Raw genomic sequence first — 24988 nt, 5'->3', positions numbered from 1 at the left:
TGTTGCACGGGTTGCGGGCCGGATCGCCAGCGACTACGCGAAGCCGCAATGGCAGACCAGCCCGAACCGCACCTGAATACCCGTCTGCCCGCCTTCGGCGTGCCGGTCATCCGGCAAGTCAGCTGGGGCGGACTGCGAACGCTCTATGTGAAGGAGGTGCGGCGCTTCTTCAAGGTGCAGCTCCAAACGGTGTGGGCGCCGGCGGTCACGACGCTGTTGTTCCTCGTCATCTTCACCGTCGCGCTCGGCGGCAACGACCGGCAGGTGATGGGCACGCCCTTCGCCGAGTTCATCGCGCCCGGCCTCATCGTCATGGGCATGCTCCAGAACGCCTTCGCCAATGCCAGCTTCTCGCTGCTCGTCGGCAAGATCCAGGGCACCATTGTCGACTATCTGATGCCGCCCTTGTCGATCGGCGAGCTGCTCGCGGCGCTGGTGGGCGGTGCCGTCACGCGCGCGCTGTGCGTTGGCGGCGCGGTTTGGCTGGCGATGGCGCTGTGGGGTATCGATGTGACGCCGCGCCACCCGCTTGCCATCCTCTGGTTCGGCGTGGTGGGCGCGACCTTCGTGGCGCTGCTCGGCGTGCTCACCTCGATCTGGGCCGAGAAGTTCGATCATGCCGCCGCCGTCACCAACTTCGTCATCGCGCCGCTCGCGCTGCTGTCGGGCACCTTCTACTCGGTCGAGGCCTTGAGCCCCGAGTTCCGCGCGATCAGCCACGCCAATCCGTTCTTCTACATCATCTCGGGCTTCCGCTACGGCTTCCTCGAACGCGCCGACAGCGACGTGACGCTCGGCGCCGCGGTGCTCGGCGGCGTCACGCTGGCGCTCGCGGCGTTCTGCTACTGGCTGCTCGGCAAGGGCTGGAAGCTCAAGAGCTAGAGTTTTGACTCTGGGGGCGCTTGCCGACCAGCTCCAGATACGCTTCGAGCATCACCTGGTTGATGCGGTCCCATCGATAGCCCGCCGCCTTGGCGTGCCCCGCCGCACCCGCCGCCCGGCGTGCTTCATGGTCGTTGCAATATTGCTCGATCGCATCGGCATAGGCCGCCACGTCGCGCGGGGGCACCAGCCGGCCCGTCACGCCATCGTCGACCAGACCCACCGCGCCCGTCGCGCGCGCCGCGACTACCGGCACGCCCGCTGCCATCGCCTCAAGCGTCACGTTGCCGAACGTCTCGGTGACCGAGGGGTTGAAGAAGATGTCCATCGAGGCGACCGCGCGGCCCAGATCGTCGCCCGACTGGAAGCCCGCGAAGACAGCGCCCGGCACGCGATCGGCGAACCATTGCCGCGCCGGGCCTTCGCCGATTACGAGGATGCGATAGCGCACGCCGCGCCGCCGCAGTTCGGCCGCCACCTCGGCAAAGATGTCGAGCCCCTTTTCGAGCACCAGCCGCCCCAGGAAGCTCACCGCCACCTCGTCGTCGGCGATGCCAAGGCTCCGGCGCCAGGCATCGTCGCGCCGCTCGGGCGAAAAGCGCGCGTGATCGACCCCGCGCGACCAGATGCCGATCGGCGTCGTCACGCCCCATTCGCGCAGCAGGTCGGCCATGCCTTCGCCCGGCACCATCACCTTGTCGAAGCGGTTGTAGAAGCGCGTCGAAAGCTTCACCGCCAGCGGCTCGAGAAAGCCGATGCCGTAATAGCGCGGATAGGTTTCGAAGCGCGTGTGCAGCGATGCGAGCGCCGGTATGTTGTGCCGCCGCGCCCAGCTCACCGCGCGATGGCCGGTGATCTCGGGCGCCGACACATGCACCAGATTGGGCGCGAAGGCGGCAAGGTCGGCGCGCACGCGCGCGGGCAGTCCCAGCCCCAGCCGATATTCGCCGCGCCCGCCCGGCAGCGCGAGCGCCGGCACGTCGACCAGATCGCCCGTCGCGGGGAATGCCGGCTCGGCCACGGTCGGGGAATAGACGCGCAACGTGACCCCGGCGTTGAGCAGATGGCGCGCCAGCAGGTTGAGCGCCTGGTTCGCACCGTCGCGCACATAATTGTAATTGCCGCTGAACAGGGCAACGCGCAGGTCGCTGGGCTTCATCGCGCGGCGCTTAGCCTGCGCGTGCCGCGCCGTCCATCGGTACGATACCGCCCTTTGACTGTAGGAACCCCAGCCGCCCGTTTCGGTTAGCAACGGAATAAAACAGGGTGAGGTTGCATTACATGTCGAACAAGTTCCGCACGGGTCAGCAAGTAAAATGGGAGTGGGGCAACGGCTCCGCCAAGGGCAAGATCGAAGAGAAGTTCGTCCGGCGTGTCCAGCGCACGATCAAGGGCAGCAAGATCGTGAAGAACGGCACCGAGGACAATCCCGCCTATCTGATCGAACAGGAAGACGGCGACCAGGTGCTCAAGCGCGGCAGCGAACTGAGCTCGGTCTGACGGCAACGTTTCGATAACCGCCGCGGCTATAGCGTGCCTCCCTTAAGCGGGAGCGCGCGTATGGACATGTTCGCACTGCATCGAATGGCGCGCTTGCGGTTTCGCCAGCGCGGCGAAGCGATGCGCGACGGCACCGTCCATGTCGACCCGCGTGACGGTGGCGGGCGTGTGCCGATGCCGCGCGAGGAATGGGATCGATGCGTCGACTGGTTCGCCTGCGAAATCAGGCCCGCCACACGAGCGCTGAAGCTGCTGATCCTGCTACAGATCCCTCTCGCGATCCTCACGCTCGGCATCCTGACCCGGCTCGATCTCATCGCTCCAATCGACCGGATGTTTGCCGGTGCCTTCGCCATCGTGCCGGTGCTGGTCGTTACCTGCTGGCCGCTGCTGCTGGGTGCCGCGATATACTGGCGTGCCTACCGCACCATCGTACGCCATTTCGCTGACGGCCTCGCGCAACGCCCGCGCGTTCCGGCGGCAGACCGGACGACGCGCCGCCTCCATCTGGCTGAAATCGTGGCGCTGGTGCTCGTGGGGCCGCACCTGCTCATCGCGCTCTACGGCACGCTGGCGCCCAACGCGTTCGACCATACGCCCTGGATGGGCACGCGCCTCGGCCCGCTCGATCTGATCGGCTTTGCGCTGCTCGGCTGGATCGGCTGGCGCCATCTGCGCCGTCGCCGCTTCGCCTGACCGGCCATATTCCCTTTTCGTTCCGGCGGCGCTAACGCCGTGCCATGGCCAAGCTCCAGAAACGCTATGTCTGCCAGACCTGCGGGTCGGTCAGCTCGAAATGGGCAGGCCAGTGCGCCGATTGCGGCGAATGGAACACGCTGGTCGAGGATGCCGGCGCCGTCGCTGCCACGCCCTTTTCGGCGCGCCACAATCTGCAATCGGGCGGGCGTGCGATCCAGCTCGCCGGGCTCGATGCCGATATCCCGCTGCCCGCGCGCATGGCGACGGGCATCGCCGAGTTCGATCGCGCGCTCGGCGGCGGCTTCGTCGAGGGCTCGGCGACGCTGATCGGCGGCGATCCGGGCATCGGCAAGTCGACCTTGCTGTTGCAGGCCGCCGCAAAGCTGGCGCTGGCGGGCCGCCACGTCGCCTATGTCTCGGGCGAGGAGGCGGCCGATCAGGTGCGGCTGCGCGCCCGGCGGCTGGGTCTGGGCAACGCCCCCGTCCAGCTCGCCGCCGCTACTTCGGTGCGCGACATCCTCACCACCTTCGGCACCACCAGTCCGCCCGATCTGCTGGTGATCGATTCGATCCAGACAATGCATTCGGACCTCATCGAAGGCGCGCCGGGTACCGTCAGCCAGGTGCGCGCCTCGGCGGGCGAGCTCATCCGCTTCGCCAAGGAGCGCGGCACCGCCGTCGTCCTCGTCGGTCACGTCACCAAGGACGGCAGCATCGCCGGCCCGCGCGTGATGGAGCATATGGTCGACACCGTGCTCGCCTTCGAGGGCGAGCGCAGCCACCAGTATCGCATCCTGCGCGCGATCAAGAACCGTTTCGGCGGCACCGACGAGATCGGCGTGTTCGCGATGGAGACGATGGGGCTGAGCGAGATCGCCAATCCCTCGTCGCTGTTCCTGACCGCGCGGGACGAGGGCGTGACGGGCACCGTGGTGTTCCCCGCCTTGGAAGGCACGCGCCCCGTGCTTGTCGAGGTGCAGGCGCTCGTCGTCCGGCTCGCCAGCGGCGCCACGCCGCGCCGCGCGGTGGTGGGCTGGGATTCGGGACGCCTCGCGATGATCCTCGCGGTGCTCGAGGCGCGTTGCGGCCTCAGCTTCTCGACCTGCGAGGTCTATCTCAACATCGCCGGCGGCTACCGCGTCACCGATCCCGCCGCCGATCTCGCGGTCGCCGCCGCGCTCGTCTCGGCCTTGAGCGAACGTGCGGTGGCGCTCGACGCCATCGCGTTCGGCGAGATCGCGCTGTCGGGCGAAGTCCGCCCCGTCGCGCACGCGGCGCTGCGCATGAAGGAAGCCGGCAAGCTCGGCTTCGGTCGCGCGATCCTGCCCGCGACGCAGAATGCCGACGATGCAGGCCTCGCGCTACAAGGCTTCCGCACGCTCGCCGCACTGGTCGATCATCTGCTGGGCCGCTGAGCAGCCGCGCGCTCAGGCCTCGGTCAGCCGGTCGATCGCCGTCTCGAACTCGGCTTCGACGCCGTGCACCGGATAGCGGATCGCAACGCCGCCTTCGCCGATCAGCCCCAGCCCGATCAGCCGCGAGCCGAAGCCGCGGCGCGCCGGCGGCCGCACGCACGGTCCGCCCGTCTCGCGCCACGCCAGCACCAACCGCCCGTCATCGACCCGCCACGTCACCGCTACGCGACCATTGTCGTTCGAAAGCGCACCATATTTGACCGCGTTGGTCATCATCTCGTGCAGCACCAGCGAAAAGGTGAGCGCCGCACGCGCGCCCAGCACCACCGCCGGTCCGCCAAGCGCGATGCGCTCGCCGAAGCCCCATACCCCCAGCACCGCATGCGCCACCGCATCGAGCCCGGCGGGCTGCCAGTCGCGCTCGAACAGCGCGCCATGCGCCGCGCTCAACGCCATCAGCCGGCGCTCGAACTCGATCACGGGTGCGCGGTCGGGCACGCCGCGTAGCGTCTGCGTCGCGATCGACTGGACCATCGACAGCATGTTCTTCAGCCGGTGCCCGATCTCGCCGTTGAGCATCGCCTGCAATTCGTCGGCACGCCGCCGCGCGATCGCCGCCGCCAGCCGGTCGCCCACGCTCTGCACGAACCATTGCTCGTCGCGCCGCTCGGCATGCGGGCGCGCGACGGCGGCGAACGCGTCCCAGCCGCCATGCTCGCCTTCCAGCCCCAGCGGTGCGGCCGCGACGGCGATCGCGCTCTTTGTCATCGCGTCGAAATCCCCGACGGCCTGCAACTGCGCGTCGAGTCCCGCGAGCGCTGCCTGCAACGCTGCGCGCCGCTCGCTCTGGCGCGCCAGCCGGTGCAGTTCGAGATGGTCGCTCACCTGCCGCGCGAGTGCCTCGAGCAGCCGGCGCTGCTCGGCATCGAGCCCGCCGGGGCGCGCCACGGTGTCGATCATGCACAGCCGGCCCACGACATTGCCGTCGCGCAGGATCAGCGGCGCGCCGGCATAGAAGCGGAACGCGCGTTCGCCCGTCACCAGTGGATTGTCGCACGTGCGCGGATCGGCGGTCAGGTCCTCGATCTCGAGCAGCGCCGGATGCTCGATCTCGAGCCGGCACACCGATTGCTCGATCGAGGTCTCGCGCACCTCGATGCCGTGATGCGCCTTGAACCACTGGCGGTCGAGGTCGAGCAGGCTGACGAGTGCGATCGGCACCGCGCAGACATGCGCGGCGATCATCGCGATGTCGTCATAGCCGCGTTCGCGCGGCGTATCGAGGATATCGAGTGCGTGCAGCGCGGCGACGCGTGTCGTCAGGTCGTGCTGCAATCCCGATGCCCCCCGTTCGGCGCGCGCTGGCCGATGTTCGTGTCGTGGTCGCACGCGCCCTGTACCGCGTGGATGGCACTATAGGTGCGGTCGCCGTAGCCCTGGCGCAAGTCCCTGCCATCAGGGCCGGTTATGCCGCCATGCGATATGCGCATCGCCGCCGTTGACGCTGCGCGGGCGCGTGGATAGCCATGCCGCGTCTTTCATCCGCTGGCGGATAGCGCAGCGTGCCCGCCACCGGGCGCGGTGCCGCCCCCGGCCCGTCGCAAGTGCCCGTTCATGGACCTCACCGCGCTCGATATCGTCGTGCTCCTCGCCGTCGGCGGCGCCGCCGTGCTCGGGGCGATGCGCGGCTTCGTCACCGAAACGCTGTCGCTCGCGGCGTGGATCGCCGTCGCCTTCGCGGTGCGGATGTTCCATCTACCGCTGACGGCCGCGCTGCTCGATCTCGTCGGCACCGGCTCGGGGGCTGCGGTGCTCGCCTTCGCATTGCTGGTGGGCGGCGTGTGGCTGGGCGGCAAGCTCGTGGCCAACGCCATCGGCAAGCGCACGCGCAACTCGATCCTCGGCCCCGTCGATCGCGCGCTCGGCTTCGGCTTCGGCACGCTGAAGGGCGTGCTGCTCGTCAGCATCGGCTTCATCCTCCTCACCCTGGTGCTCGATACCGTGAACGGCGGCCCCACCCGCCGGCCCGACTGGATGCGATCGGCGCGCACCTATCCGCTGCTCAACGCGACGAGCGCCAGCATCGCCGAGTTCGTCGACAAGCGCCGTCGCGGCGAGCCGGTGTTCGGCGCCGCATCCGATTCGCCGGCGCCGCGCTGAACCCCCCGCGTCCGGAGGGCGCTGACACCCCTCGCGCCGGGCGGCGCGATCGCCTACATGCGGCGCGTGAACACGCCGCTCTACAATGTCGAGATCCTTCGCCTCGCCGCCAGCACCGGCCGGTACGCGCGCCTCGCTGACCCCGCCGCCTCGGTCGAGAAGCGCTCGCCGATCTGCGGCAGCCGCGTGACGATCGATATCGATACCGACGGCGATGGCCGCGTCGCCGCGCTCGGCATGCTGGTGCGCGCCTGCGCGCTCGGCCAGGCGTCGAGCGCACTGCTCGCCGAATATGCCATAGGCCGTACCCCCGCCGAGCTTGCCGCCGCGCGCGATGCGCTGGCCGCGTGGCTCGCCGGCGGCGACACGCCGCCCGACTGGCCGGGGCTCGATCTGTTCGTGCCCGCGTTGCCGCATACCGCGCGCCACCCGTCGATCCTGCTCGCGTTCGAGGCGGCGGCCGAAGCCGCCACTGCTGCGGCGACGCAACGCCACGCGGCCGCCGGCTGATGGAAGCGCATGGCGGCATCGGCGTGGTGCGCGAATATGCCCCGCTGTTCGGCGCCGCTCTCGTCTTCGTCCTCCTGTTCCGCCGCTTCGGGCTGGGCGCGACGCTCGGCTATCTCGTCGCGGGTGCCGTCGTCGGCCCGCAGGTGCTGGGGCTGGTGGGCGATGCCGAATCGAAGCTCGGGTTCGCCGAGCTCGGCATCACGCTGCTGCTGTTCCTCGTCGGGCTCGAATTGTCGCCGGCGCGGCTCTGGCGGCTGCGGCAGGACATCTTCGGCCTCGGCGTCGCGCAGGTGGTGCTGTGCGGGCTCGCCGTCACCGCCGTCATCTGGGGCGGGGCGGGCTTCTCGATCGCCGCCGCGCTCGCGCTCGGGCTGCCGCTCGCGCTCTCGTCGACCGCGCAGGTGCTGCCGATGCTCCAGTCGGCAGGCCGGCTGCGCACGCCCTTCGGCGAGCGCGCCTTCTCGATCCTGCTGCTCCAGGACCTCTCGCTCGTCCCGCTCATCACCATCATCGCCGCTTTGTCGCGCAACCCCGCCGATGCCGCGGGGCCGCCCGGCTGGCTGCTCGGCGTCTACACGGTCGCGGCGATCGTTGGGCTGGTCCTCGCGGGGCGCTTCCTGCTGCGCCCGCTGTTCCGCCTCATCGGCGTGCTCGGCGAGCGCGAGATGTTCGTGTTCGCGGGGCTGTTTACCGTCATCGCCAGCGCCGCGCTCATGGATGCGCTGGGGCTCTCGACCGCACTCGGCGCCTTCATCGCCGGCGTGATGCTCGCCGACAGTCCCTATCGCCACGAGCTCGAAGCCGATGTCGAGCCGTTCCGCTCGATCCTGCTCGGCCTGTTCTTCCTCGCGGTCGGCATGATGCTCGATCTCGGCGCCATCGCCGAGCGGCCGGTGTTCGTCATCGGCATGGCGCTCGCGCTCATCGCCACCAAGGCGGCGGTCATCTTCGGCCTTGGCCTGCTGTTCAAGATGGGCTGGCGGCAGGCGCTGGCACTCGGCCTGCTGCTCAGCCAGGGCGGCGAGTTCGGCTTCGTGCTGTTCGCGCAGGCGCAGAACGCCTTTCTGATCGCGCCCGAGGCGGCGAGCATCTTCGGCGCGATCATCACGCTGTCGATGGCGACCACACCGTTCCTGATGGTGCTCACCAGCCGCTTCCGCGCCGAGCCGGAGGCGCGCAGCCCCGAAGGTCTCGAAGGCCCGCGCCACGATGGCGCCAGCGCGATCGTCGTCGGCTATGGCCGCTTCGGCCAGACGGTGGCGCAGATGCTGATCGGCCAGGGGCTGAGCGTCACGATCATCGATCGCAATCCGCAGACGATCGAGATCGCCGGCGATTTCGGTATGAAGGTCTATTATGGCGACGGCACGCGGCTCGACCTGCTGCGCCTGGCGGGTGCCGCCGACGCGCAGCTCGTGCTGTTCTGCCTCGATGGCGACCAGCTCGATGCCGAGGCGCTCGATGCCGTCCGCCACGCCTTTCCGCACGCCGCGGTGCTGCTGCGCGTCTATGACCGCCGCAGCCTGATGGCGCTCAAGGACGCGTCCGTCGCCGCGACGGTGCGCGAGGTCTATGAATCGGCGATCGAGATGGCGCGGCTGGCGATGCGCAACGTCGGCGTCGACGAAGGCGAGATCGAGGATACCGAAGCCGAATATCGCCGGCTCGACGCCAAGCGCCTAGGGCTTCAGGTGGCCGAGGGCGACATCTATGCCGCGCGCGGCGCGATGTTCTCGCAGGCGCGCCAGAAGGCCGAGCGCGAGAAGGCACCATGATGCTTGCGATGCTCGCGGCACTGTCGGGCGCGATGGCCGTCGCAGCCGGCGCGTTCGGCGCGCACGGCGCATCGGGGCAGGCCGCCGAATGGCTGCGCACCGGCGGCACCTATCAGCTCGTCCACGCCGTCGCCGCGCTCGTGGCACTCCAGATGGGCGCGCGCGTGCCCGCCTGGCTGTTCATCTGCGGCGGCTTCGTTTTCGCCGGCACGCTCTACCTGATGGCGCTGGGCGCTCCGCGCTGGCTCGGCGCCATCACCCCCATCGGCGGCACGCTGCTGATCGCCGGCTGGCTGTGGCTGGCATGGAGCGCGCTGCGCGGGTGAGGGCGGCACGAATGCGCGCGCCCGCTATCGACTGCCCTTCGCCGCATCGGCCTGCCACGCCACGCCGTCGCCGGTCAGGCGGTTCATCGTCGGCGCGATGCAGCCTTGCATCTCCTCGATCGTGGCGACCTTCGGCACGCAGGCGAGCACCGCGGCGCAGACCTCGGCATCGAGCGCATCGTCGCCGCTCCGGCGCTTGAATACGCAGCGCGTGGCACCCGTCCTGCGGTCGATCCGCGTCGTCATGCGCAGCCGCTTGAGCCGCGCAAGCCGGCGCGCGGTGACGACGATGTCGTCCTGCGCCCCCACCGGCGGCGGCGCCGCCTGCATCGCCAGCAGCGATAGCGCCAGCGCGATCATCGGCGCGCGCCCAGCATGTGCACCAGCCGCAGCCCGACATTGTCGATGCCGGGATTCTGCTTCGAGAACAGCGCGCCGTGGCTGTAATGCTCCCACGTCGCCTCCACTGCCCAGCGCCGGTTCAGCCTGACCCCGATCGACGCATTGGGATTGAACAGCAGCTGCGATCCGAACGACGTGCGCCGCTGATAGATGGCGAAGCGCCGCCGCGCCTCGCCGGTCGCGAGGCCCGGTTCGAACGGATTGGGGGTGAAGCGATAGCCGTCATGGATCGTCAGCCCGATGCCGATCTGGCCGTATATCCGCTCGCGCAGCACATGCTGCCGCCATTCGGCGCCGACGGTGGCAAAGCTGGTGCGGCCGGCGGTGTTGATCTGTGCCTTCGCCACCAGGCGCGGCCGCAACGCGAATCGCAGCGGGCGCGAGCGATACAGCAGCTGAATATCCACCGTGCCGTCCTCCTCGCTGCCTTCATAGATCTCGCCATCGGGCAGTTCGGGCAAGTCGAATATCAGCTCGCCGCCCAGGGGGTGGAAATTGGCGCCATGCTCGAAGACGCCGATGGCGATTTCGGGCCCCGCCACCGCCCCAACGTCTGGCGACTGCGCCGTGGCCGTCGAGCAGGCGAACGCCATCGCCGCGCCAAGAACGCCTTTACGAACCAGCATGTCAAATCCCCTCAGCCAGCGGTCGCGCGGCCAGTGCGAATGATGTATGATGGCAATACGTTTTCGTCAAACAGAAAGAAATAGGTGTCCGGGAACTATTCGCTATCATCGGGCAAGGCACGTGTCTGCCGGGGCGTCGGGCTTGCCTTCATGCGGGTGGCTGCGTTGTGGGCGCTGGCTGCGGCGCCGCAGGCGCTGGTCCCCGGCTGGACGCTCGCGTGCAGCGATGCGGGCGGGTGCCGCCAGGCAGCCGATGTCGCGACGCTGCTGCCCGAAGGCCAGCGTTCGGCGCTCGCCGGCGATCCCGCCGCGGCGACGCGCCTCGCCGCCCATGTCGCCCGACCCGCGGTGCATCTCGGCCTCGCCACGCTGACGCTGCTCGAGGAGGGCCTGCTGGTTTTCCTGTTCGTCGCGGTGGGGCGCACGCTGCGTCGCCTCGGCGCCGGTGGGGACGGGGGCGGGGACGGGGCGCTGGCGCGCGCATTGCCGTGGCTCAGGCGCGGCGCGTTCGCGGCGCTGCTCTGGTCGCTCGCGCAGCCGCTTACCGACAGCGCACGCTCGATCCTGCTCTATTCCGGCACGCCCGGCGGCGCGGCGTGGTACATCGGCATCGATCTCACCATCGCGGGACCGGCGCTGCTGCTCGCCATCGCCGCCTATGCGATCGCCTGGGCGCTCGAAGCCGGCGTGCGTGCTGAGCGCGATCTCGCCGATTTCGTCTGATGCCCGTCATCGTCAATCTCGACGTGATGCTGGCGCGCCGCAAGGTCCGCTCGAAGGAGCTGGCCGAGGCGATCGGCATCACCGAATCGAACCTGTCGCTGCTCAAGTCGGGCAAGGTGAAAGGCGTGCGCTTCTCGACGCTCGCCGCGATCTGCCGCTATCTCGATTGCCAGCCGGGCGATATCCTCGCCTATGACGCCTCCGACGACGATCTTCGCGCCGCGAGCGAGGATTGATCGCGGCAGCTACCCGGCCTTGCCCCGCCGGCAGCGCTCGGAGCAGTAGACCACGCTTTCCCAGTCGCGCGCCCACTTCTTGCGCCATGCGAAGGGCCGCTGGCACACCGGGCAGATCTTGCTGGGCAAGTCGCGCTTGGCGACGCCCTGCGGCATCAGGCGGGTACGCGCTGCGTGTCGAGGAAGCGCGCGACGTCGCGCAGGTCGACGCTGCGGTCGAGGAAGGTCCGCCCGATGCCGCGCGCCAGCAGGAAGGGTAGCGTGCCGCCTTCCATCTTCTTGTCGTGCGCCATGTGCGCCACCAGCCTGTCGCCATCGGCATCGACGCCCGCGCTCGCCAGATCGTGCGGCAGGCCCACTGCCGCCAGATGCGCCGCCACCGCCTGCGCGTCGCTGACAACGCACAGCCCGCGCTCGGCCGAATAGGCGAAGGCCAGCGCCATGCCCGCCGCCACCGCCTCGCCATGCAGCAGCGCCGCGCCGAAGCCCGTTTCGGCCTCAAGCGCGTGACCAAAGGTGTGGCCGAGGTTGAGCAGCGCGCGCCGCCCGCTCGTCTCGCGCTCGTCCTCCGCCACGATGCGTGCCTTCGCCGCCACCGCGTGCGCGATCGCCGTCTCGCGTGCGGCGGCGTCGCCCGCCAGCAGCGCCGCGCCGTTCGCCTGGCACCAGCCGAAGAAGCCGGCATCGTCGATCAGCCCGTATTTCACCACTTCGGCATAGCCCGCGCGCAGCTCGCGCGGCGGCAGCGTGTCGAGCACCTGCGGGTCGATCAGCACGATCGAGGGCTGGTGGAACGCCCCCACCAGATTCTTGCCCGCCGCGGTGTTGATCGCGGTCTTGCCGCCTACCGACGAATCGACCTGCGCGAGCAGGCTGGTCGGCATCTGCACGAAGCGGCAGCCGCGCTTCAGTATCGCCGTCGCGAAGCCCACCAGATCGCCGATCACGCCACCGCCAAGTGCCACCACATGGTCCGATCGCTCGATTCCCAGCGCCAGCAACCGGTCGATCACCTCGGCCAAAGTCGCCCAGCTTTTGGAGCCTTCGCCCGGTGGCACCACGATCGGCGTGGCGGCGATGCCCGCCGCGGCGAGGCTGTCGGTCAGCACGGCAAGCTGCGGCGCTAGATTGGCATCGGTGACGATCGGCATCGGGCGCCCGTTGGCGAAGGGCACCAGCGCCGCGCCGGCGCGCGCCAGCAGGCCCGCCTCGATCACCACGTCATAGCCGCGCGCCGCCAGATCGACCCGTACCACCGTCATCGCCGCACCCCGTCGTCCTTCATCGCTTCGAGTATCGCATCGACCGTCACGTCGTGCGGCGCGTCGTAGCTGGTGACGTGCAGCGGCGCGAGCCGGTAGAAGCGGTTGCGCGCCTCGGCAAGTTCCGAAAGCGTCGACAGCGCGTCGCGTCCGCGCAGCAAGGGCCGCGTGTCGCGCCGCTTCACGCGCTCGGCGAGCACATGCGGCTCGGCGTTGAGCCACACCGCCAGCGCCTGGTCGAGGATCAGCGCGCGCGTGTCGGGCTGCACGAAGGCGCCGCCGCCCGTCGCGATCACCTTGCGCTGTCCGTCGATCAACCGCGCGATCACGCGCCGCTCGCCGTCGCGGAAATGCGCCTCGCCGAAGCGATCGAAAATATCCGATATCGACATGCCGGCGGCCTGCTCGATCGCCTGGTCGGCATCGACGAAGGGCAGCCGCAGCCGCGCCGCCAGCCGGCGCCCCACCGTCGATTTGCCCACACCCATAAGCCCCACCAGCACGATCGGCCGCGTGTTCCAGTCGTTCGGGTGCGGGCGGGTTTGCAGCATCGTGGGCGAGGCTATACAGCGGCGTCCCGCATCGGGCAAAAGGCCCGTCGATCGTCGTTTCAGCCAGTATTCAAGGGTCCGGTTCGCCCCCATGTCTCTCTCGCCCAAGTCCCGCTCGCCCATCGCGCGCTCGTCGCTGGCGCGGTCGCCCCGCGGCCGCTCGCCGCTCGCCAATCCCATCGTGCTGCTCGTGCTCGTCCTCGTGCTGCTGGTGGGGGGCCTGTTCTTCCTCGCCGGGCGCGATGCCACGCAGCCGCAGACGACGGTCGAAAAGGCGGTGGCGCTTGAAAATCTGGCGAACTAGCGCCGCCGCGCTGGCACTCGCCGGGCTCACTGCCGGCGGCATGCTCGCCGCGCAGGAGCGCGACGCGCCCGAATCGCTGCTGCCGCCGGGCTTCGGCGATCCGGCACCCGCGCCCGCTCCCGCACCTGCCGAGCGCCCCGATGCGCCCGCCCAGCCGCGCCCCGGCGCGCCGCTCACGGTGCAGCCACTGCCGGCGCCCGGTCCCGCGCCGTCACCCACGCCTACGCCGACCCCCACGCCCAGCGCTACGCCGCTCTCGGCGGAGGAGCTGCTCGCCTACGAACTGCCCGACTATGCCCGCCGCTCGACCGCGCGTGTCGGCGCGATCGGCGTCGACAGCGGCGGCCTGCCCGCCAATGGCTTCGGCGATGCCGACGGCGTCTGGCTCTCGCGCCTCATGCGCCATGTCGACGCGCCGATCGCCTCGCGCTGGCTGTCGATCGCGCTTCGGCGGATGCTGCTCTCGCGGCTCGATACGCCGGCGCGCGTCAACGGCGCCGATTTTGCCGCCGAGCGCGCGTGGCTGCTGCTTCGCATGGGCGAGGCGGTCGCCGCGCGCAACGTCGTGCAGGGCGTCGATGTCGAGAACCACACGCCCAAGCTCTATCAGGTGGCGATGCAGGTGGCGCTCGCCACCGGCGATCCCGCGGCACTCTGCCCGCTCGAGTCGCTGGGGCGCCCCACCTCGCCCGAGCGCGGCTGGGTACTCGCCGAGGCGATGTGCGCGGGGCTTGCCGGCGAGCCGCGCCGCGCCGCGCAGCTTGCCGATGCCGCGCGGCGTGCCCGCGTCGCGCGCGGCATCGATTTCCTGCTCGCCGAAAAGGTGCTCGGCGCCGGCGCGCAAGGGCGCCGCGCCGTCACCATCGAATGGGACGATGTCGAGCAGCTCACCGCCTGGCGCTACGGTCTCGCGATGGCGACGGGCGTCGAAATCCCCGATCGCCTGATCGAGACCGTCGGCCCCCATGTGCCGGCATGGACGGCGCAGATGCCGATCGTGCCCGCCTTTCGCCGGCTTCCCGCCGCCGAACGCGCCGCCGCGCTCGGCGTGCTCTCCAACCTCGCGCTCGTCGACCTGCTCGGCGTGCTCGAAACCGCCGACGATGCCACCGCCAGCCAGGCAAGCATCGCGCGCGATCTGCGCCTCGCCTATACCGCGCCCAACGCCACCGAGCGCCTGGGCGTGCTGCGCCAGCTCTGGGACGAGCCCGACACGCCCGAGGGCCGCTTCGCGCGCCAAATCCTCACCGCGCGCGCCGCCGCCACCATCGTGCCCGCGGCCGAGCGCGCCGAGGATGCGCCGCGCCTCGTCGCCTCGATGCTCACCGCCGGGCTCGATCGCCCCGCCGCGCGCTGGCGCGACATGGTGGCCGAAGGCAGCGATGCCTGGGCATTGATCGCGCTCACCGATCCCGCCGCGCGCGCGCCGCTCTCGGCGAGCGCCGTGACCGGCTATCAGGGGGCAGGGGCCAGCCAGCGCAAGGCGCAGCTGTTCTTCGCCGGGCTCGCGGGCACCGGGCGCGTCACCGAATCGACCGTCAGCGGTCTCGCCCAGTCATTGGGCGTCGCGATCGGCGCCGAGAACGCCTGGGTCCGTGCGATCCGTCAGGCGGCCGAGGCCGACCAGCCCGCCACCGTGCTGCTGCTCGCCGCCGTTGGGATGCAGGCAAGCGACTGGTCGCGCGTCGCGCCCGAATCGCTGTTCCACATCACCGCCGCGCTTACCCGCGTGGGGCTGGAAGGCGAGGCGCGCATGATCGCTGCCGAGGCGGTCGCGCGCAGCTGACATGGCGAGCGAGGACGCCCGGCTGATCGAGCGCTTCCTCGAGATGATGGCCGCCGAGGCCGGCGCCGCGCCCAACACGCTCGCTGCCTATCGCACCGATCTGCGCCTCGCGTCCGATCTGCTCGGCAGCAACCTCGCCGTTGCCGACGCCGCAGCGCTCGCGCGGCTAGGCGAGGCGTGGATGCCGCTCGCGCGCTCCAGCGTCGCGCGCAAGGCCGCGTCGCTCCGCCGCTTCTTCGCCTTCCTCGCCGACGAGGGGCTGCGCGCCGACGATCCGTCGCCCGCGCTGCCGCGCCCCGCGCGCGATCGCCCGCTGCCGCGCACGCTGTCGGTCGCCGAGGTCGATGCGCTGTTCGCCGCCATTGCCGACAGGCTGGCGCGCGATCCGCCCGATCCGCGCGACCTGCGCCTCGCCGCGCTCGTCGAGCTGCTCTACGGCTCGGGCCTGCGCGCCACTGAACTGGTGTCGCTGCCGCGTCTTGCCATCTCGCCCGATCGGCCGTTCGCGATCCTCAAGGGCAAGGGCGGGCGCGACCGGCTGGTGCCGATTTCGGATCGCGCCCGCGCGGCGGCGGCGGCGTGGCGCGCGCAAGTGCCGGCGGGCCAGCCCTTCCTGTTTCCCTCGGACAAGCGCCATCTCACGCGCGTGCGGTTGTTCCAGCTCGTGCGCGCGCTCGCGGCGGCGGCGGGTATCGCGCCCGAGCGCGTCAGCCCGCACGTGCTGCGCCACGCCTTCGCCACGCATCTGCTGGCGGGCGGCGCCGATCTGCGCGCGTTGCAGGCGATGCTCGGCCATGCCGATATCGCCACCACCGAAATCTATACGCATGTCGAGGCAAGCCGGCTGGTCGCGCTCGTCAACTCGCGCCACCCGCTCGTTGACGGGCCAGTGCGACGCGCCTAACCGCGAGCGCCATGCCCACTTTCCTCGATTTCGAAAAGCCCATCGCCGAGCTGCAAGGCCGTATCGACGAGCTGCGCGATACCGCACGCGATGGCGAGCTGGATATCGACGGCGACGTCAGGCGCCTCCAGGCCAAGTCCGACAAGCTGCTGCGCGAGACCTATCAGCGGTTGACCCCGTGGCAGAAGACGCAGGTTGCCCGCCATCCCGAGCGGCCGCACTTCAAGCATTATGTCGCCGGGCTGATCGACGATTTCATGCCGCTGGGCGGCGACCGCGCCTTTGCCGACGACGCCGCGATCATCGGTGGCCTCGGGCGGTTCCGCGGCCGTCGCGTGATGGTGATCGGGCACGAGAAGGGCGACGATACCGCAAGCCGCATCCGCCACAATTTCGGCATGGGCAAGCCCGAGGGCTACCGCAAGGCGATCCGCCTAATGCAGCTCGCCGATCGCTTCGGCCTGCCGGTCGTGACGCTGGTCGATACCTCGGGCGCGTTTCCCGGCGTGCAGGCCGAGGAGCGCGGCCAGGCCGAAGCGATCGCGCGCTCGACCGAGCAGTGCCTCAATCTCGGCGTGCCGATGGTCGCCGCGATCGTCGGCGAAGGCGGCTCGGGCGGCGCCGTCGCGCTGGCGACGGGCAACACTGTGCTGATGTTCGAGCACGCCGTCTATTCGGTGATCTCGCCCGAGGGCTGCGCCTCGATCCTGTGGCGCACCGCCGACAAGGCCGCCGACGCCGCCGAGGCGATGAAGGTCACCGCGCAGGATCTGATGGGCCTCGGCGTCATCGATCGCGTCATCGCCGAGCCACTGGGCGGCGCGCACCGCGACCCCACCGCCGCGATCGACGCTCTGGGCGACGGCATCGCCGACGCGCTCGCGGCGCTCGAGAACCAGTCCCCCGACGCGCTACGCCGAGCAAGGCGCGAGAAGTTCCTCGCGATGGGCAGGGCCTAGGACGTAAAGAGGCTAGACTGCCCCAAACCCGCTCGTCCTGAGTAACTGCCGAGTAGCTGCGCAGCAGCGTATCGAGGCGGTGTATCGAAGGACAGATTGTCGCGTGTGACGGTACTTCGATACGCACCCTCGATACGCTCCTTGCAGGAGCTACTCGGTCTCTACTTAGCACGAGCGGCCATAGCTGAAGTCATTGAACTTTAGGAGGCTCAGCACGAACGGACTAGAGATCCGGGCGTAGCCCCAACCCTCACGCCACCTTGAAGCCTTCCTTGTTCATTGCCGCCGCGAGCTGCTTGTTGCGCTCCTCGGATAGCTGCGCGCGCAATGCCGGGAACAGGCTCGTCTCCTCCTCGGTCATATGCTCCTCGATGTCGGCCCGGAACTTGCGCACGCGCGCGAGGAATTCGGGGCTGTCCTTGGGCATGTTCTCCAGCGCGTAGAGGTGCTGCTTCACATAGCCATGCTCCTTGGTGAGCTGGTCGGCTTCCTCGACCCGCCCGGCATCGCGCAGCGCCGGGTAGATGACGTTGCCTTCCTCGACATCGTGCTTGGCAAGCGCATGCTTCAGCTGCGCCAGCAGGATCGATCGCTTGGTGGTGTTGCGCGTCTCGGTCGCCTCGATCGCGTCGAACAGCTTGAGCACCGCCTTGTGCTCGGCCGCCAGCGCCTGCACCCAGTCGCCCGCCAGCACCGATGGCGCCTGCACCGCCGCCTTGCGGCCGATCATCGCCAGCAGCCCCAGCGCGGCGCCCGCCGTGGCGGCACCCGCCAGCAGCCCCAGATTGGGCTTGTTCGCAGCATCGCCCGCCGGCTGCTTCTTCTCGAATCGTCCCTGCGCGTCGCGCGTCGTCGTCGTGTCGGTCATCACACCCTCCATCGCTGTTCGCATGCAGGGCAAAACGGTCGCGCAGCTTGCGCGTTCCGCTTGATGCGAAAAGGAAAAGGCGCCCGAACCCGTGGGGTCCGGACGCCTTCCTGGGGCGCTCAAGGGAGCAAAGCGCCCGCAGCGCGGTTACGCGGCCTCGGCGCGGTCGTCGTGCTCGATCGCCGGCTCCGCGGGGCGGTTGCCGCCGATGGCGATGCGGCGCGGCTTCATCGCATCGGGCACTTCGCGCACCAGGTCGATCACCAGCAGGCCGTCGGCCAGATCGGCGGCCTCGACGCGCACGAAATCGGCGAGCTCGAAGCGCCGCTCGAAGCTGCGGTTGGCGATGCCGAGATGCAGGAACGCACCGCGCGCGGCCTCGCTCTCCTCGCCCTTGCGGCCTGACACCAGCAACAGGTTCTGCTGCGCGGTGATCTCGATCTCGTCGGCGCGGAAGCCCGCGACCGCCAGCGTGATGCGATAGCGATCCTCGGCCAGCCGCTCGAGATTGAAAGGCGGATAATTCTCGCTCGATGCCTGACGGCTGTTCGCCTCGAGCAGGTCGAACAGGCGGTCGAAGCCGATCGTCGAGCGGCGATAGGGGGTGAAATCGAATCGACTCATGTCAAATTCTCCGTTGAGCAACATGACTGTGGGTGCGCCCGCCGGCATGGCGCGGCGCGGGATGCGAACGGCCCCGTCGGGGCACCGTCCACGCCATCGAATCTGGGTTCGGGCGTGTCATTTTCAAGGGGAGGGGAGCGCGGCGTCACGCCCACGCAACACCCGCTTTCAATTGGCCGCGCGCACGCCTATCTCCGCGCCTCCTGATGGCCAGACCCCGCCCCACCGCCTTCGACAAGAAGAAGATCGTCGCCGAGAACCGGCGCGCGCGTTTCGAATATTTCATCGAGGACGTGTACGAGGCGGGCATCGCGCTTACCGGCACCGAGGTGAAGTCGCTGCGCTTCGGCGAAGGCTCGATCGCCGAGAGCTATGCCGAGGTGAAGGACGAGCAGGCCTGGCTGGTCAACGCCAACATTCCCGAATTCAGCCACGGCAACCGCCACAATCACCAGCCCAAGCGACCGCGTAAATTGCTCCTTCATGCCCGTGAGCTAGGAAAGCTGCATGGCGCAGTGGCGCGCGAGGGAATGACGCTCGTGCCGCTGAGCATCTATTTCAACGCGCGCGGCCGCGCCAAGGTCGAACTGGCGCTGGCGAAGGGCAAGAAGGCGCATGACAAGCGCGAGACGATCAAGGAGCGCGACTGGAAGCGCGATCAGCAGCGCCTCCTGCGTGGCGACCGTGACTGACATGGCGCACCGCGATCGCCGCCCCGAGAAAAAGGGCACGCCGAAGCGCAAGGACTGGCTGGCACGCACCATCGCGGCCAACATCCCCTCGCGCGAAGAGCTTGAGAAGAACCGTTTCCTGCGCCCCGTCGCGCACCGCGTACTCGCCCCCGAACTGTGGCGCTTCACGCGGCGCTCGGTGCCGCGCGGCACCGCGCTCGGGCTGTTCGTCGGCATCTTCCTGATGATTCCGGGCCTGCAGATCGCCGGTGCCGCACTGCTCGCGCTCAGCTTCCGCGCCAACGTGCCCGTCGCCGCAGCGATGACCTTCCTCAGCAATCCGGCGACCACGCCGTTCATCCTCTACGCCTCGCTGTGGCTCGGCAATTTCATGCTGGGGCGCACCGCCGATCTCTCGGGCTTCATGGCGCTCATCGATTCGAGCGCCGGCGTCGCCGAATGGACCGGATGGCTTTTCTCCGAAGCGGCACCCGCGCTCGTCGTCGGGCTGTTCGTCATCTCGGCGATCACCGCGGTTGTCGGCTGGGCGATCTCGATCCTGTTCTGGCGCCTGCGCACCGCCGCCAAATGGAAGATGCGCCACCGCTTCCACCGCCACGACTGACCCCCCCCGGCGGTGAATCTACGAACCGGCTCCCACCCTCATTCCGTTCGTCCTGAGCTTGTCGAAGGGCGGCCCTGAAGCGACTGCCACAGGCAAGCAGTCGAAGGGGGCGGCCCCGGCGATTGCCGATGCCACGCAGGCGAGGGCGGGGCGTCTTCCGCGCTTGCCCTCAACCCCCGCATCGTCGCTTGACGCATCGCGCCGCGATGGCCGAGAGCCGCAGGCCATGCCGATGCTTACGCTCTCGCCGCCCGAATCGCGCACGCCCTGGACCGCGATGGCGATCGCCGCCGGCGCGGGACTTGCCGCCGCGCTGCTCATTCTGTGGATCGTCGGCGACGGCATGGTCGCGGCGGGCTTCGCTGCGGTAGCGCTGCTCGTCGGCGGCGGCGTCGTGGCGGCGCGCAGCCTGCCGTCGCGCACTACGCCGCAGGCGCCCGCCATCGACTGGTCGCTGATGCGCATGCTCGCCGATGCCAGCGCCGATGCCGTCGCCGTCACCGATCGCGCCGGCCGGCTGGTCTGCGCCAATAGCGCCTATGAAGCGATGTTCGCCGGCCTGCCGACGCCGCCCAACCTGCCGCTCGACGATGCCGCGATCGCGCGGCTCGGCAATGTCGGGCGCGCGGCGTGGCGCGATGGCGCGGCGGCGGGCAGCGGCCTCGCGCATGGCGGCCAGACGCTCGACGTGGCGATCACGCGCGCCGGCGGCGATCGCATCGTCTGGCGCTTCGCCCCGGTGCGCGATGGCGAGCGACCGGTCGTCGATCTCGCCGCGATGGTCGCGGGCGAGGCGGGCGAGCGGCTGGGTGCCGCCGGCGTCATGGTCGTCGCGATGTCGCCCGAGGGGCGCATCGCCGGTGCCAACCGCGTGTTCCGCCAGCGCGCGATGGGGGCCGCCGACGCCCCCGTCGAGGGCAGCGACTTCGCGCGCTTCCTGCACAGCGACGCGCGCGGCCTGCTGCGCTTCGATCGCGAGGGCAATGTCGGCACGCCGCTGCGCCTCGTCCAGCTGCCGCAGGCGGTGGGCGAAGCGCAATTGCTCGTGGCGCTGCTCGACGAGGAGGATGCCGGCCTTCCCGCGACGATCGGCTCGAACGTCGCCGCGCATGTCCGCGCGCTCGTGTCGCTGCTGCCCTTCGGGCTTGCTCTGGTCGATCGCGACGGCCGCTTCGCGCACATGAACGATGCGTTCGCGCGTGCCGCGGGCATCGATGCCGCGCGCCCGCCGCTCTATCCCGGCGATCTGGTGGTGCGCGAGGACAAGGGCGCGCTTGCCGATGCTGTGCGGCGCTTCTCGGGCGGTGCGGCTCAGAGTGCCGACATCCAGGTGCGCCTTGCCGCGCGTCCCGACGAGCCGCTGGCGATCGCGCTCGCCAGCGCGCGCGGGCTGGGCGACGCCGCCGTCATCCTCAGCCTGCGCGAATCGGGCGAGGAGGGCCAGCTCAAGCAGCAGGTGATGCAGGCCACCAAGATGCAGGCCGTTGGCCAGCTGGCGGGCGGCGTCGCGCACGACTTCAACAACATCCTCACCGCGATCATCGGCCATTGCGACCTGATGCTGATGCGCCATTCGCCCGGCGACAGCGATTACGACGACATCCAGCAGATCCGCGCCAATTCGAACCGCGCCGCCAGCCTCACGCGCCAGCTGCTCGCCTTCTCGCGCCAGCAGACGCTGCGGCCGCAGACGCTGCAACTGCCCGATGTGGTGTCCGAGGTATCGGCGCTGCTCACGCGCCTGCTGGGCGAGACGGTGCGGCTCGATGTCCGCCACGGGCGCGGGCTGGGTCCGGTACGCGCCGATCCCGGCCAGCTCGAACAGGTCGTTGTCAACCTCGCGGTCAATGCGCGCGACGCGATGCTCGCCACCAACCCCAAGGGCGGCGGCACGCTGACGATCGAGACCTTCGCGGTTTCGGCCCAGCAGGTGCGCCGCATGGCCGACGAGGTGCTGCCCGTCGGCGATTACTCGGCGCTGCGCATCAGCGATACCGGCGCCGGCATCGCGCCCGACGTGCTGCCCAAGATCTTCGAGCCGTTCTTCACCACCAAGGAAGTCGGCAAGGGCACGGGCCTCGGCCTCTCGACCGTCTACGGCATCGTCAAGCAGTCGGGCGGCTACATCTTCGCCGAATCGCCGGCGGGCGAGGGCGCGGTGTTCACCATCTATCTGCCCGTCCACCATGCCGTGCCCGAGCTGGCAGCGGCGAAGCCCGCGCCGCGGCCCGAGAAGCGCGGCGATACCTGGGGATCGGGCACGATCCTGCTGGTCGAGGACGAGGCGATGGTGCGTGCCGTCGCCGAACGCGCGCTGACGCGCCAGGGCTACAAGGTGCTCACCGCCGAGAATGGCGAGGCCGCGCTCGAACTGCTCGAAGCCGGCGAGCGGCCCGATCTGCTCGTGTCCGACGTGGTGATGCCGCTGATGGACGGCCCCACGATGGTGGCCAAGGCGCGCGAGCGCTATCCCGATCTGCCCATCCTGTTCATGTCGGGTTATGCCGAAGAGCAGTTGCGCCGTTCGATCGACCTCGATCACGTCGCCTTCCTGCCCAAACCCTTTTCGGTCCAGCAGCTTGCCGAAGCGGCACGCGCGGTGCTCGACGATAGTTGATATGGCGGCGCCGGCCCGCTCCCCCACCCGGCCACCCATCAGGATACTCAAGTGGGTGGCCGGGTGGGGGAGCGGGCCGGTGCCGATCGAATGCGCCCCGGCGCATCGAGACACCGGCGCCGATAAGGCTTGGCGAAGTCACGCCGCCGTGCCACTGACGGCGCGATGACCGAACCGACGCGTATCCTCATTGTCGAGGACGAGCCCCTGATCGCGATGATGCTCGAGGATTTCCTCGACGTTCTCGGCAAGCAAGTGGCGGGCACCGCCGAGACCGTGGCGAGCGCGCTCGACTGTATCGAAGGCGGAAGCATCGACGCCGCGATCCTCGACGTCAATCTGCGCGGCGGCGAGAAGAGCTGGCCCGTCGCCGATGCGCTTGCCCAGCGCGGCATCCCCTTCGTGCTGGCGACGGGCGGCGACACGCTGGCCGATGCGCATGCCGAGCGTCCCGTCCTCGCCAAGCCCTTCACCATGGACGGCGTCGAAAAGGCTCTCGCTTCACTCTAGGATCGGCTTCGGCGGGGTGAAACACGTGGCCGGCACCTTGTACGCGCGGCCTAAGCGACGCGGACCGCAACCTCCTGCAAACCGTTTGTCCCGAGCGAAGTCGAGGGGCAGTGTTCGAGCCTAGCGAGAACCCGGTCGGGTGTTCGCCGGCCCCCGCCTACGCCGCCATGCACCAGCGGTTGCGGCCGCCTGCCTTCGCCGCATAGAGCGCGCGGTCGGCGCGTTCGAGCAGCGCGTCGCGGTCGCGATCGTCGCCCATCGTCGCCACGCCCGCGCTGATCGTCACGCGCCGCAGGCCGATCGACACGCGTTGCTCGATGGCGAGGCGCACGCGCTCGGCCACGCGCTCGGCGCTCGCGCGGTCGGCACCCGCCAGCACGATGAGGAACTCCTCGCCGCCGATCCGCCCGATGCTGTCGCCGTGGCGCAGGCATCCCGCCGCCACGCGCGCCACATCGCGCAGCACCGCGTCGCCGCCGGCATGGCCGAAGCCGTCGTTGATGCTCTTGAAGTGGTCGAGGTCGAACAGCGCGATCGCCAGGCAGCCATCGTCGCGCGCGGCGGTGTCGATCGCGCGGTCGAGGCTGGCGATCACGCTGCGCCGGTTGGCGATGCAAGTCAGCATGTCGGTTTCGGCCAGGTGCCGCGCTTCCTCGGCGGCGCGTTCGGCGGTGCGACGCGCCTCGTCGAGCAGCCGCCGCGCCTCGATCTGCTCGGTCACGTCCTGGATCAGCCCGAACAGGCCGATCGCGCCGTCGACGCTCGAAAAGTCGCGCTCGCCCTGCGAAACGACATGGCGGATCGATCCGTCGCGCAGCAGCAGCCGCGACTCGAAGCGGAAGGGCACGCCTGTCTCGATCGCCTCGCCCACCAGCGCGCTTACGCGTTCGCGATCGTCGGGATGGTAGAAGTCGATCGCCTCGCTCAGCAAGGGCGGCGGCGTACCCGGCGGCAGGCCGTGGATCGCGAACACCGCGGGAGACCAATAGGGCCGCTCGGCACCCGGCTCGACGCGCCAGTGCCCCACGCCCGAAAGCAGCTCGGACTGGTCGAGCAACCGCACGCGCTCGGCAAGTGCACGGCGCAGGTTGGTCCGCGTCGCCAGCAGCATCGCCATCGGCAGCGCCGCCGCCAGCATCGCGACCAGATGAAGTTGCAGCAACCGCACATGCGCCAGTAGCGAAAGGCCGTCGGCACGCGGCAGATGCCCCAGCATCGCGATCGTGCCGATGATCGCGGTCGTGCCGACGCTCAGCACCGCCCCCGCCACGCCCCAACGCAGTACCGCGAACATCATCGCCATCATCGGCAGGAACTGCACCGGATAGCGATCCTGCCCGAAGGCGAGCGCTGCCGAGAGCGTGACGAGCAGCAGCGATCCCGCCGCCGCCGCCACATCGGTGCGGTCGCGCAGCGGCCGGCGCTGCGTCGCGGGCAGTTCGGCCAGCACCACGATCGGCGGGGCGAACAGGAACATGCCGAGCAGCACCGTCACGAACCATGATTCGATGAACGCCATGCCGGCGCCGGGTGATACGAGCGCCGCCACCAGCGTGCTGCTCGCCGCCGCCAGCAGCGATGCCATCGCGAAGCAGAACAGCCCCTGCGGCGCCACGAACGACACGCGGCACACGCCGCCGCGCCGCAGCAGTGCGGCGGCAACCGCCATCTCGGTCAGGTTGGCGATCGTGTAGCCGAGCGCGGCTGCGGGCGCGCTTCCGGCGATCAGGTTGGCGACGAAGCTCGCCGCCGTCGCGCTGGCGACGTGCCACGGCAGCTTGCCGCGCGGCACCAGCAGCACCACCGCCAGCATCAACCCGCTCGGCGGCCAGGCGATTGCTACGTTGCCAACACCCGCCGACAGCGCGATCGCCCCAAGCGCGAGGACCAGATAGGCAATGCCCGTGCCGAGCGGACCCAAGGCGAACTGACCGATACGCGAACCCATAAGGGGGTCGTATCGCGCAGCGGTTAAGCGACATTTACCACTCCCCGTTCCCCTCTTGTTCCGCTCGAACAAACGCGGTACAAGATCCAACACGCGCGTTGAACC

28 protein-coding genes are annotated in these 24988 nt (G+C 69.8%); 18 read left to right on the top strand and 10 right to left on the bottom strand.

All coding sequences use genetic code 11. The annotated features are described in order from the left end of the window. The first annotated feature begins 48 nt into the window (after positions 1-48). Entirely contained in the window at positions 49-882 is an 834-nt protein-coding gene (locus FBR43_RS10400) for an ABC transporter permease (protein ID WP_136943072.1), read from the top strand. Here FBR43_RS10400 and FBR43_RS10395 read toward each other — a convergent pair. Continuing rightward, positions 872-2041 carry a glycosyltransferase family 4 protein gene (locus FBR43_RS10395; RefSeq protein WP_136943071.1) on the bottom strand — a complete coding sequence of 390 codons (1170 nt, stop codon included), beginning with the start codon at positions 2039-2041 and terminating at the stop codon, positions 872-874. The two genes, FBR43_RS10400 and FBR43_RS10395, sit on opposite strands and share 11 nt — an antisense overlap. A gap of 122 nt (positions 2042-2163) precedes the next feature. Here FBR43_RS10395 and FBR43_RS10390 point away from each other — a divergent pair, with 122 nt between their 5' ends. The 3 genes from FBR43_RS10390 to radA all read left to right on the top strand — a co-directional run bounded on the left by FBR43_RS10390 (position 2164) and on the right by radA (position 4496). Beyond that, on the top strand, positions 2164-2382 hold the full coding sequence (locus FBR43_RS10390) for a hypervirulence associated TUDOR domain-containing protein (protein ID WP_136943070.1): 219 nt from the start codon (positions 2164-2166) through the stop codon (positions 2380-2382). An 84-nt stretch (positions 2383-2466) separates the two neighbouring features. Further along, complete coding sequence (locus FBR43_RS10385; protein WP_136943069.1) at positions 2467-3078, top strand: hypothetical protein; 612 nt, start codon at positions 2467-2469, stop codon at positions 3076-3078. 44 nt (positions 3079-3122) lie between these two features. After that, positions 3123-4496 carry a DNA repair protein RadA gene (gene radA, locus FBR43_RS10380; protein WP_136943068.1) on the top strand — a complete coding sequence of 458 codons (1374 nt, stop codon included), beginning with the start codon at positions 3123-3125 and terminating at the stop codon, positions 4494-4496. Positions 4497-4508: 12 nt separating this feature from the next. Here radA and FBR43_RS10375 read toward each other — a convergent pair whose 3' ends face one another. Further along, a complete protein-coding gene (locus FBR43_RS10375; RefSeq protein ID WP_212611917.1) occupies positions 4509-5831 on the bottom strand; it encodes a sensor histidine kinase in 1323 nt (440 codons plus the stop codon). 279 nt (positions 5832-6110) lie between these two features. Between FBR43_RS10375 and FBR43_RS10370 the strand changes: the two genes are divergently transcribed. From FBR43_RS10370 to FBR43_RS10355, 4 genes are all read left to right on the top strand, one after another. Further along, a complete protein-coding gene (locus FBR43_RS10370; RefSeq protein WP_136943067.1) occupies positions 6111-6656 on the top strand; it encodes a CvpA family protein in 546 nt (181 codons plus the stop codon). A 66-nt stretch (positions 6657-6722) separates the two neighbouring features. Continuing rightward, a complete protein-coding gene (locus tag FBR43_RS10365) occupies positions 6723-7166 on the top strand; it encodes an iron-sulfur cluster assembly scaffold protein (RefSeq protein WP_136943066.1) in 444 nt (147 codons plus the stop codon). Next, entirely contained in the window at positions 7166-8941 is a 1776-nt protein-coding gene (locus tag FBR43_RS10360) for a cation:proton antiporter domain-containing protein (RefSeq protein ID WP_136943065.1), read from the top strand. Before FBR43_RS10365 ends, FBR43_RS10360 begins: the two co-directional genes overlap by 1 nt. After that, a complete protein-coding gene (locus FBR43_RS10355) occupies positions 8941-9267 on the top strand; it encodes a DUF423 domain-containing protein (protein WP_169542669.1) in 327 nt (108 codons plus the stop codon). The genes FBR43_RS10360 and FBR43_RS10355 overlap by 1 nt, the downstream gene beginning before the upstream one ends. A 24-nt stretch (positions 9268-9291) precedes the next feature. On the opposite strand, the gene FBR43_RS10350 is transcribed toward FBR43_RS10355, so the two are convergent. Together FBR43_RS10350 and FBR43_RS10345 are read right to left on the bottom strand one after the other, a co-directional pair. Beyond that, positions 9292-9627: a hypothetical protein gene (locus FBR43_RS10350; RefSeq protein WP_136943063.1), complete on the bottom strand. Its 336-nt coding sequence runs from the start codon at positions 9625-9627 to the stop codon at positions 9292-9294. After that, complete coding sequence (locus tag FBR43_RS10345) at positions 9624-10295, bottom strand: acyloxyacyl hydrolase (protein WP_249276538.1); 672 nt, start codon at positions 10293-10295, stop codon at positions 9624-9626. Before FBR43_RS10345 ends, FBR43_RS10350 begins: the two co-directional genes overlap by 4 nt. Positions 10296-10445: 150 nt before the next feature. On the opposite strand from FBR43_RS10345, the gene FBR43_RS10340 reads away from it, so the two are divergent. Further along, positions 10446-11018, top strand: coding sequence for a hypothetical protein (locus FBR43_RS10340; protein ID WP_136943062.1), 573 nt, complete (start codon positions 10446-10448; stop codon positions 11016-11018). Next, positions 11018-11254 (top strand): helix-turn-helix domain-containing protein, encoded by a 237-nt coding sequence (locus tag FBR43_RS10335; RefSeq protein WP_136943061.1) that lies wholly within the window; start codon positions 11018-11020, stop codon positions 11252-11254. Before FBR43_RS10340 ends, FBR43_RS10335 begins: the two co-directional genes overlap by 1 nt. Before the next feature lie 9 nt (positions 11255-11263). Here the strand turns inward: FBR43_RS10335 and FBR43_RS10330 are convergent, their stop codons facing one another. From FBR43_RS10330 to FBR43_RS10320, 3 genes are read right to left on the bottom strand one after another with little or no spacing between them, the layout of a single operon-like run. Further along, on the bottom strand, positions 11264-11410 hold the full coding sequence (locus FBR43_RS10330) for a DUF2256 domain-containing protein (RefSeq protein ID WP_136943060.1): 147 nt from the start codon (positions 11408-11410) through the stop codon (positions 11264-11266). Then, positions 11410-12516 carry a 3-dehydroquinate synthase gene (gene aroB / locus FBR43_RS10325; RefSeq protein ID WP_136943059.1) on the bottom strand — a complete coding sequence of 369 codons (1107 nt, stop codon included), beginning with the start codon at positions 12514-12516 and terminating at the stop codon, positions 11410-11412. Before aroB ends, FBR43_RS10330 begins: the two co-directional genes overlap by 1 nt. Beyond that, positions 12513-13067 (bottom strand): shikimate kinase, encoded by a 555-nt coding sequence (locus FBR43_RS10320; protein ID WP_136943058.1) that lies wholly within the window; start codon positions 13065-13067, stop codon positions 12513-12515. The genes aroB and FBR43_RS10320 overlap by 4 nt, the downstream gene beginning before the upstream one ends. Before the next feature lie 91 nt (positions 13068-13158). Here FBR43_RS10320 and FBR43_RS10315 point away from each other — a divergent pair, with 91 nt between their 5' ends. From FBR43_RS10315 to FBR43_RS10300, 4 genes are read left to right on the top strand one after another with little or no spacing between them, the layout of a single operon-like run. Further along, positions 13159-13371 (top strand): hypothetical protein, encoded by a 213-nt coding sequence (locus tag FBR43_RS10315; protein ID WP_136943057.1) that lies wholly within the window; start codon positions 13159-13161, stop codon positions 13369-13371. Further along, positions 13352-15157, top strand: coding sequence for a hypothetical protein (locus tag FBR43_RS10310; protein ID WP_249276684.1), 1806 nt, complete (start codon positions 13352-13354; stop codon positions 15155-15157). Before FBR43_RS10315 ends, FBR43_RS10310 begins: the two co-directional genes overlap by 20 nt. A 1-nt stretch (position 15158) precedes the next feature. Then, positions 15159-16061, top strand: coding sequence for a tyrosine-type recombinase/integrase (locus FBR43_RS10305; RefSeq protein WP_136943056.1), 903 nt, complete (start codon positions 15159-15161; stop codon positions 16059-16061). Positions 16062-16072: 11 nt separating this feature from the next. After that, positions 16073-17020, top strand: a complete 948-nt coding sequence (locus FBR43_RS10300) for an acetyl-CoA carboxylase carboxyltransferase subunit alpha (protein WP_136943055.1) — start codon at positions 16073-16075, stop codon at positions 17018-17020. 250 nt (positions 17021-17270) lie between these two features. Here the strand turns inward: FBR43_RS10300 and FBR43_RS10295 are convergent, their stop codons facing one another. Together FBR43_RS10295 and FBR43_RS10290 are read right to left on the bottom strand one after the other, a co-directional pair. Next, positions 17271-17888 carry a hemerythrin domain-containing protein gene (locus FBR43_RS10295; protein WP_136943054.1) on the bottom strand — a complete coding sequence of 206 codons (618 nt, stop codon included), beginning with the start codon at positions 17886-17888 and terminating at the stop codon, positions 17271-17273. Positions 17889-18035: 147 nt separating this feature from the next. Then, a complete protein-coding gene (locus FBR43_RS10290) occupies positions 18036-18512 on the bottom strand; it encodes an Hsp20 family protein (protein WP_136943053.1) in 477 nt (158 codons plus the stop codon). A 206-nt stretch (positions 18513-18718) separates the two neighbouring features. Between FBR43_RS10290 and smpB the strand changes: the two genes are divergently transcribed. The 4 genes from smpB (at position 18719) to FBR43_RS10270 (ending at position 22935) form a co-directional block, all read left to right on the top strand. Then, a complete protein-coding gene (gene smpB / locus FBR43_RS10285; RefSeq protein ID WP_136943052.1) occupies positions 18719-19204 on the top strand; it encodes an SsrA-binding protein SmpB in 486 nt (161 codons plus the stop codon). A 1-nt stretch (position 19205) separates the two neighbouring features. Next, positions 19206-19808 (top strand): DUF2062 domain-containing protein, encoded by a 603-nt coding sequence (locus FBR43_RS10280; RefSeq protein ID WP_136944146.1) that lies wholly within the window; start codon positions 19206-19208, stop codon positions 19806-19808. 232 nt (positions 19809-20040) lie between these two features. Then, positions 20041-22425, top strand: a complete 2385-nt coding sequence (locus tag FBR43_RS10275) for a hybrid sensor histidine kinase/response regulator (protein ID WP_136943051.1) — start codon at positions 20041-20043, stop codon at positions 22423-22425. 165 nt (positions 22426-22590) lie between these two features. Next, positions 22591-22935, top strand: coding sequence for a response regulator (locus tag FBR43_RS10270; protein ID WP_136943050.1), 345 nt, complete (start codon positions 22591-22593; stop codon positions 22933-22935). A gap of 157 nt (positions 22936-23092) precedes the next feature. On the opposite strand, the gene FBR43_RS10265 is transcribed toward FBR43_RS10270, so the two are convergent. Then, positions 23093-24883 (bottom strand): sensor domain-containing diguanylate cyclase, encoded by a 1791-nt coding sequence (locus FBR43_RS10265; protein WP_136943049.1) that lies wholly within the window; start codon positions 24881-24883, stop codon positions 23093-23095. Positions 24884-24988 lie beyond the last annotated feature (105 nt).

Origin of the sequence: Sphingomonas baiyangensis (assembly GCF_005144715.1) — a bacterium.
Classification (GTDB): Bacteria; Pseudomonadota; Alphaproteobacteria; order Sphingomonadales; family Sphingomonadaceae; genus Sphingomonas; species Sphingomonas baiyangensis.
Note: the sequence above shows the minus strand (reverse complement) of the source record. Positions and strands in the feature narration are given on the sequence as shown.

Excerpts from the sequence above, each read along its gene's own strand:
- FBR43_RS10355 (WP_169542669.1), top strand. The coding sequence starts at position 8,941 with ATGCTTGCGATGCTCGCGGCACTGTCGGGCGCGATGGCCGTCGCAGCC.
- FBR43_RS10370 (WP_136943067.1), top strand. The coding sequence starts at position 6,111 with ATGGACCTCACCGCGCTCGATATCGTCGTGCTCCTCGCCGTCGGCGGC.
- FBR43_RS10335 (WP_136943061.1), top strand. The coding sequence starts at position 11,018 with ATGCCCGTCATCGTCAATCTCGACGTGATGCTGGCGCGCCGCAAGGTC.
- FBR43_RS10275 (WP_136943051.1), top strand. The coding sequence starts at position 20,041 with ATGCTTACGCTCTCGCCGCCCGAATCGCGCACGCCCTGGACCGCGATG.
- FBR43_RS10320 (WP_136943058.1), bottom strand. The coding sequence starts at position 13,067 with ATGCTGCAAACCCGCCCGCACCCGAACGACTGGAACACGCGGCCGATC.
- FBR43_RS10360 (WP_136943065.1), top strand. The coding sequence starts at position 7,166 with ATGGAAGCGCATGGCGGCATCGGCGTGGTGCGCGAATATGCCCCGCTG.
- smpB (WP_136943052.1), top strand. The coding sequence starts at position 18,719 with ATGGCCAGACCCCGCCCCACCGCCTTCGACAAGAAGAAGATCGTCGCC.
- FBR43_RS10295 (WP_136943054.1), bottom strand. The coding sequence starts at position 17,888 with ATGACCGACACGACGACGACGCGCGACGCGCAGGGACGATTCGAGAAG.
- FBR43_RS10290 (WP_136943053.1), bottom strand. The coding sequence starts at position 18,512 with ATGAGTCGATTCGATTTCACCCCCTATCGCCGCTCGACGATCGGCTTC.
- FBR43_RS10340 (WP_136943062.1), top strand. The coding sequence starts at position 10,446 with ATGCGGGTGGCTGCGTTGTGGGCGCTGGCTGCGGCGCCGCAGGCGCTG.
- FBR43_RS10350 (WP_136943063.1), bottom strand. The coding sequence starts at position 9,627 with ATGATCGCGCTGGCGCTATCGCTGCTGGCGATGCAGGCGGCGCCGCCG.
- FBR43_RS10300 (WP_136943055.1), top strand. The coding sequence starts at position 16,073 with ATGCCCACTTTCCTCGATTTCGAAAAGCCCATCGCCGAGCTGCAAGGC.
- FBR43_RS10400 (WP_136943072.1), top strand. The coding sequence starts at position 49 with ATGGCAGACCAGCCCGAACCGCACCTGAATACCCGTCTGCCCGCCTTC.
- FBR43_RS10280 (WP_136944146.1), top strand. The coding sequence starts at position 19,206 with ATGGCGCACCGCGATCGCCGCCCCGAGAAAAAGGGCACGCCGAAGCGC.
- radA (WP_136943068.1), top strand. The coding sequence starts at position 3,123 with ATGGCCAAGCTCCAGAAACGCTATGTCTGCCAGACCTGCGGGTCGGTC.
- FBR43_RS10270 (WP_136943050.1), top strand. The coding sequence starts at position 22,591 with ATGACCGAACCGACGCGTATCCTCATTGTCGAGGACGAGCCCCTGATC.
- FBR43_RS10345 (WP_249276538.1), bottom strand. The coding sequence starts at position 10,295 with ATGCTGGTTCGTAAAGGCGTTCTTGGCGCGGCGATGGCGTTCGCCTGC.
- FBR43_RS10315 (WP_136943057.1), top strand. The coding sequence starts at position 13,159 with ATGTCTCTCTCGCCCAAGTCCCGCTCGCCCATCGCGCGCTCGTCGCTG.
- FBR43_RS10390 (WP_136943070.1), top strand. The coding sequence starts at position 2,164 with ATGTCGAACAAGTTCCGCACGGGTCAGCAAGTAAAATGGGAGTGGGGC.
- FBR43_RS10305 (WP_136943056.1), top strand. The coding sequence starts at position 15,159 with ATGGCGAGCGAGGACGCCCGGCTGATCGAGCGCTTCCTCGAGATGATG.
- FBR43_RS10395 (WP_136943071.1), bottom strand. The coding sequence starts at position 2,041 with ATGAAGCCCAGCGACCTGCGCGTTGCCCTGTTCAGCGGCAATTACAAT.
- FBR43_RS10265 (WP_136943049.1), bottom strand. The coding sequence starts at position 24,883 with ATGGGTTCGCGTATCGGTCAGTTCGCCTTGGGTCCGCTCGGCACGGGC.
- FBR43_RS10330 (WP_136943060.1), bottom strand. The coding sequence starts at position 11,410 with ATGCCGCAGGGCGTCGCCAAGCGCGACTTGCCCAGCAAGATCTGCCCG.
- aroB (WP_136943059.1), bottom strand. The coding sequence starts at position 12,516 with ATGACGGTGGTACGGGTCGATCTGGCGGCGCGCGGCTATGACGTGGTG.
- FBR43_RS10385 (WP_136943069.1), top strand. The coding sequence starts at position 2,467 with ATGGCGCGCTTGCGGTTTCGCCAGCGCGGCGAAGCGATGCGCGACGGC.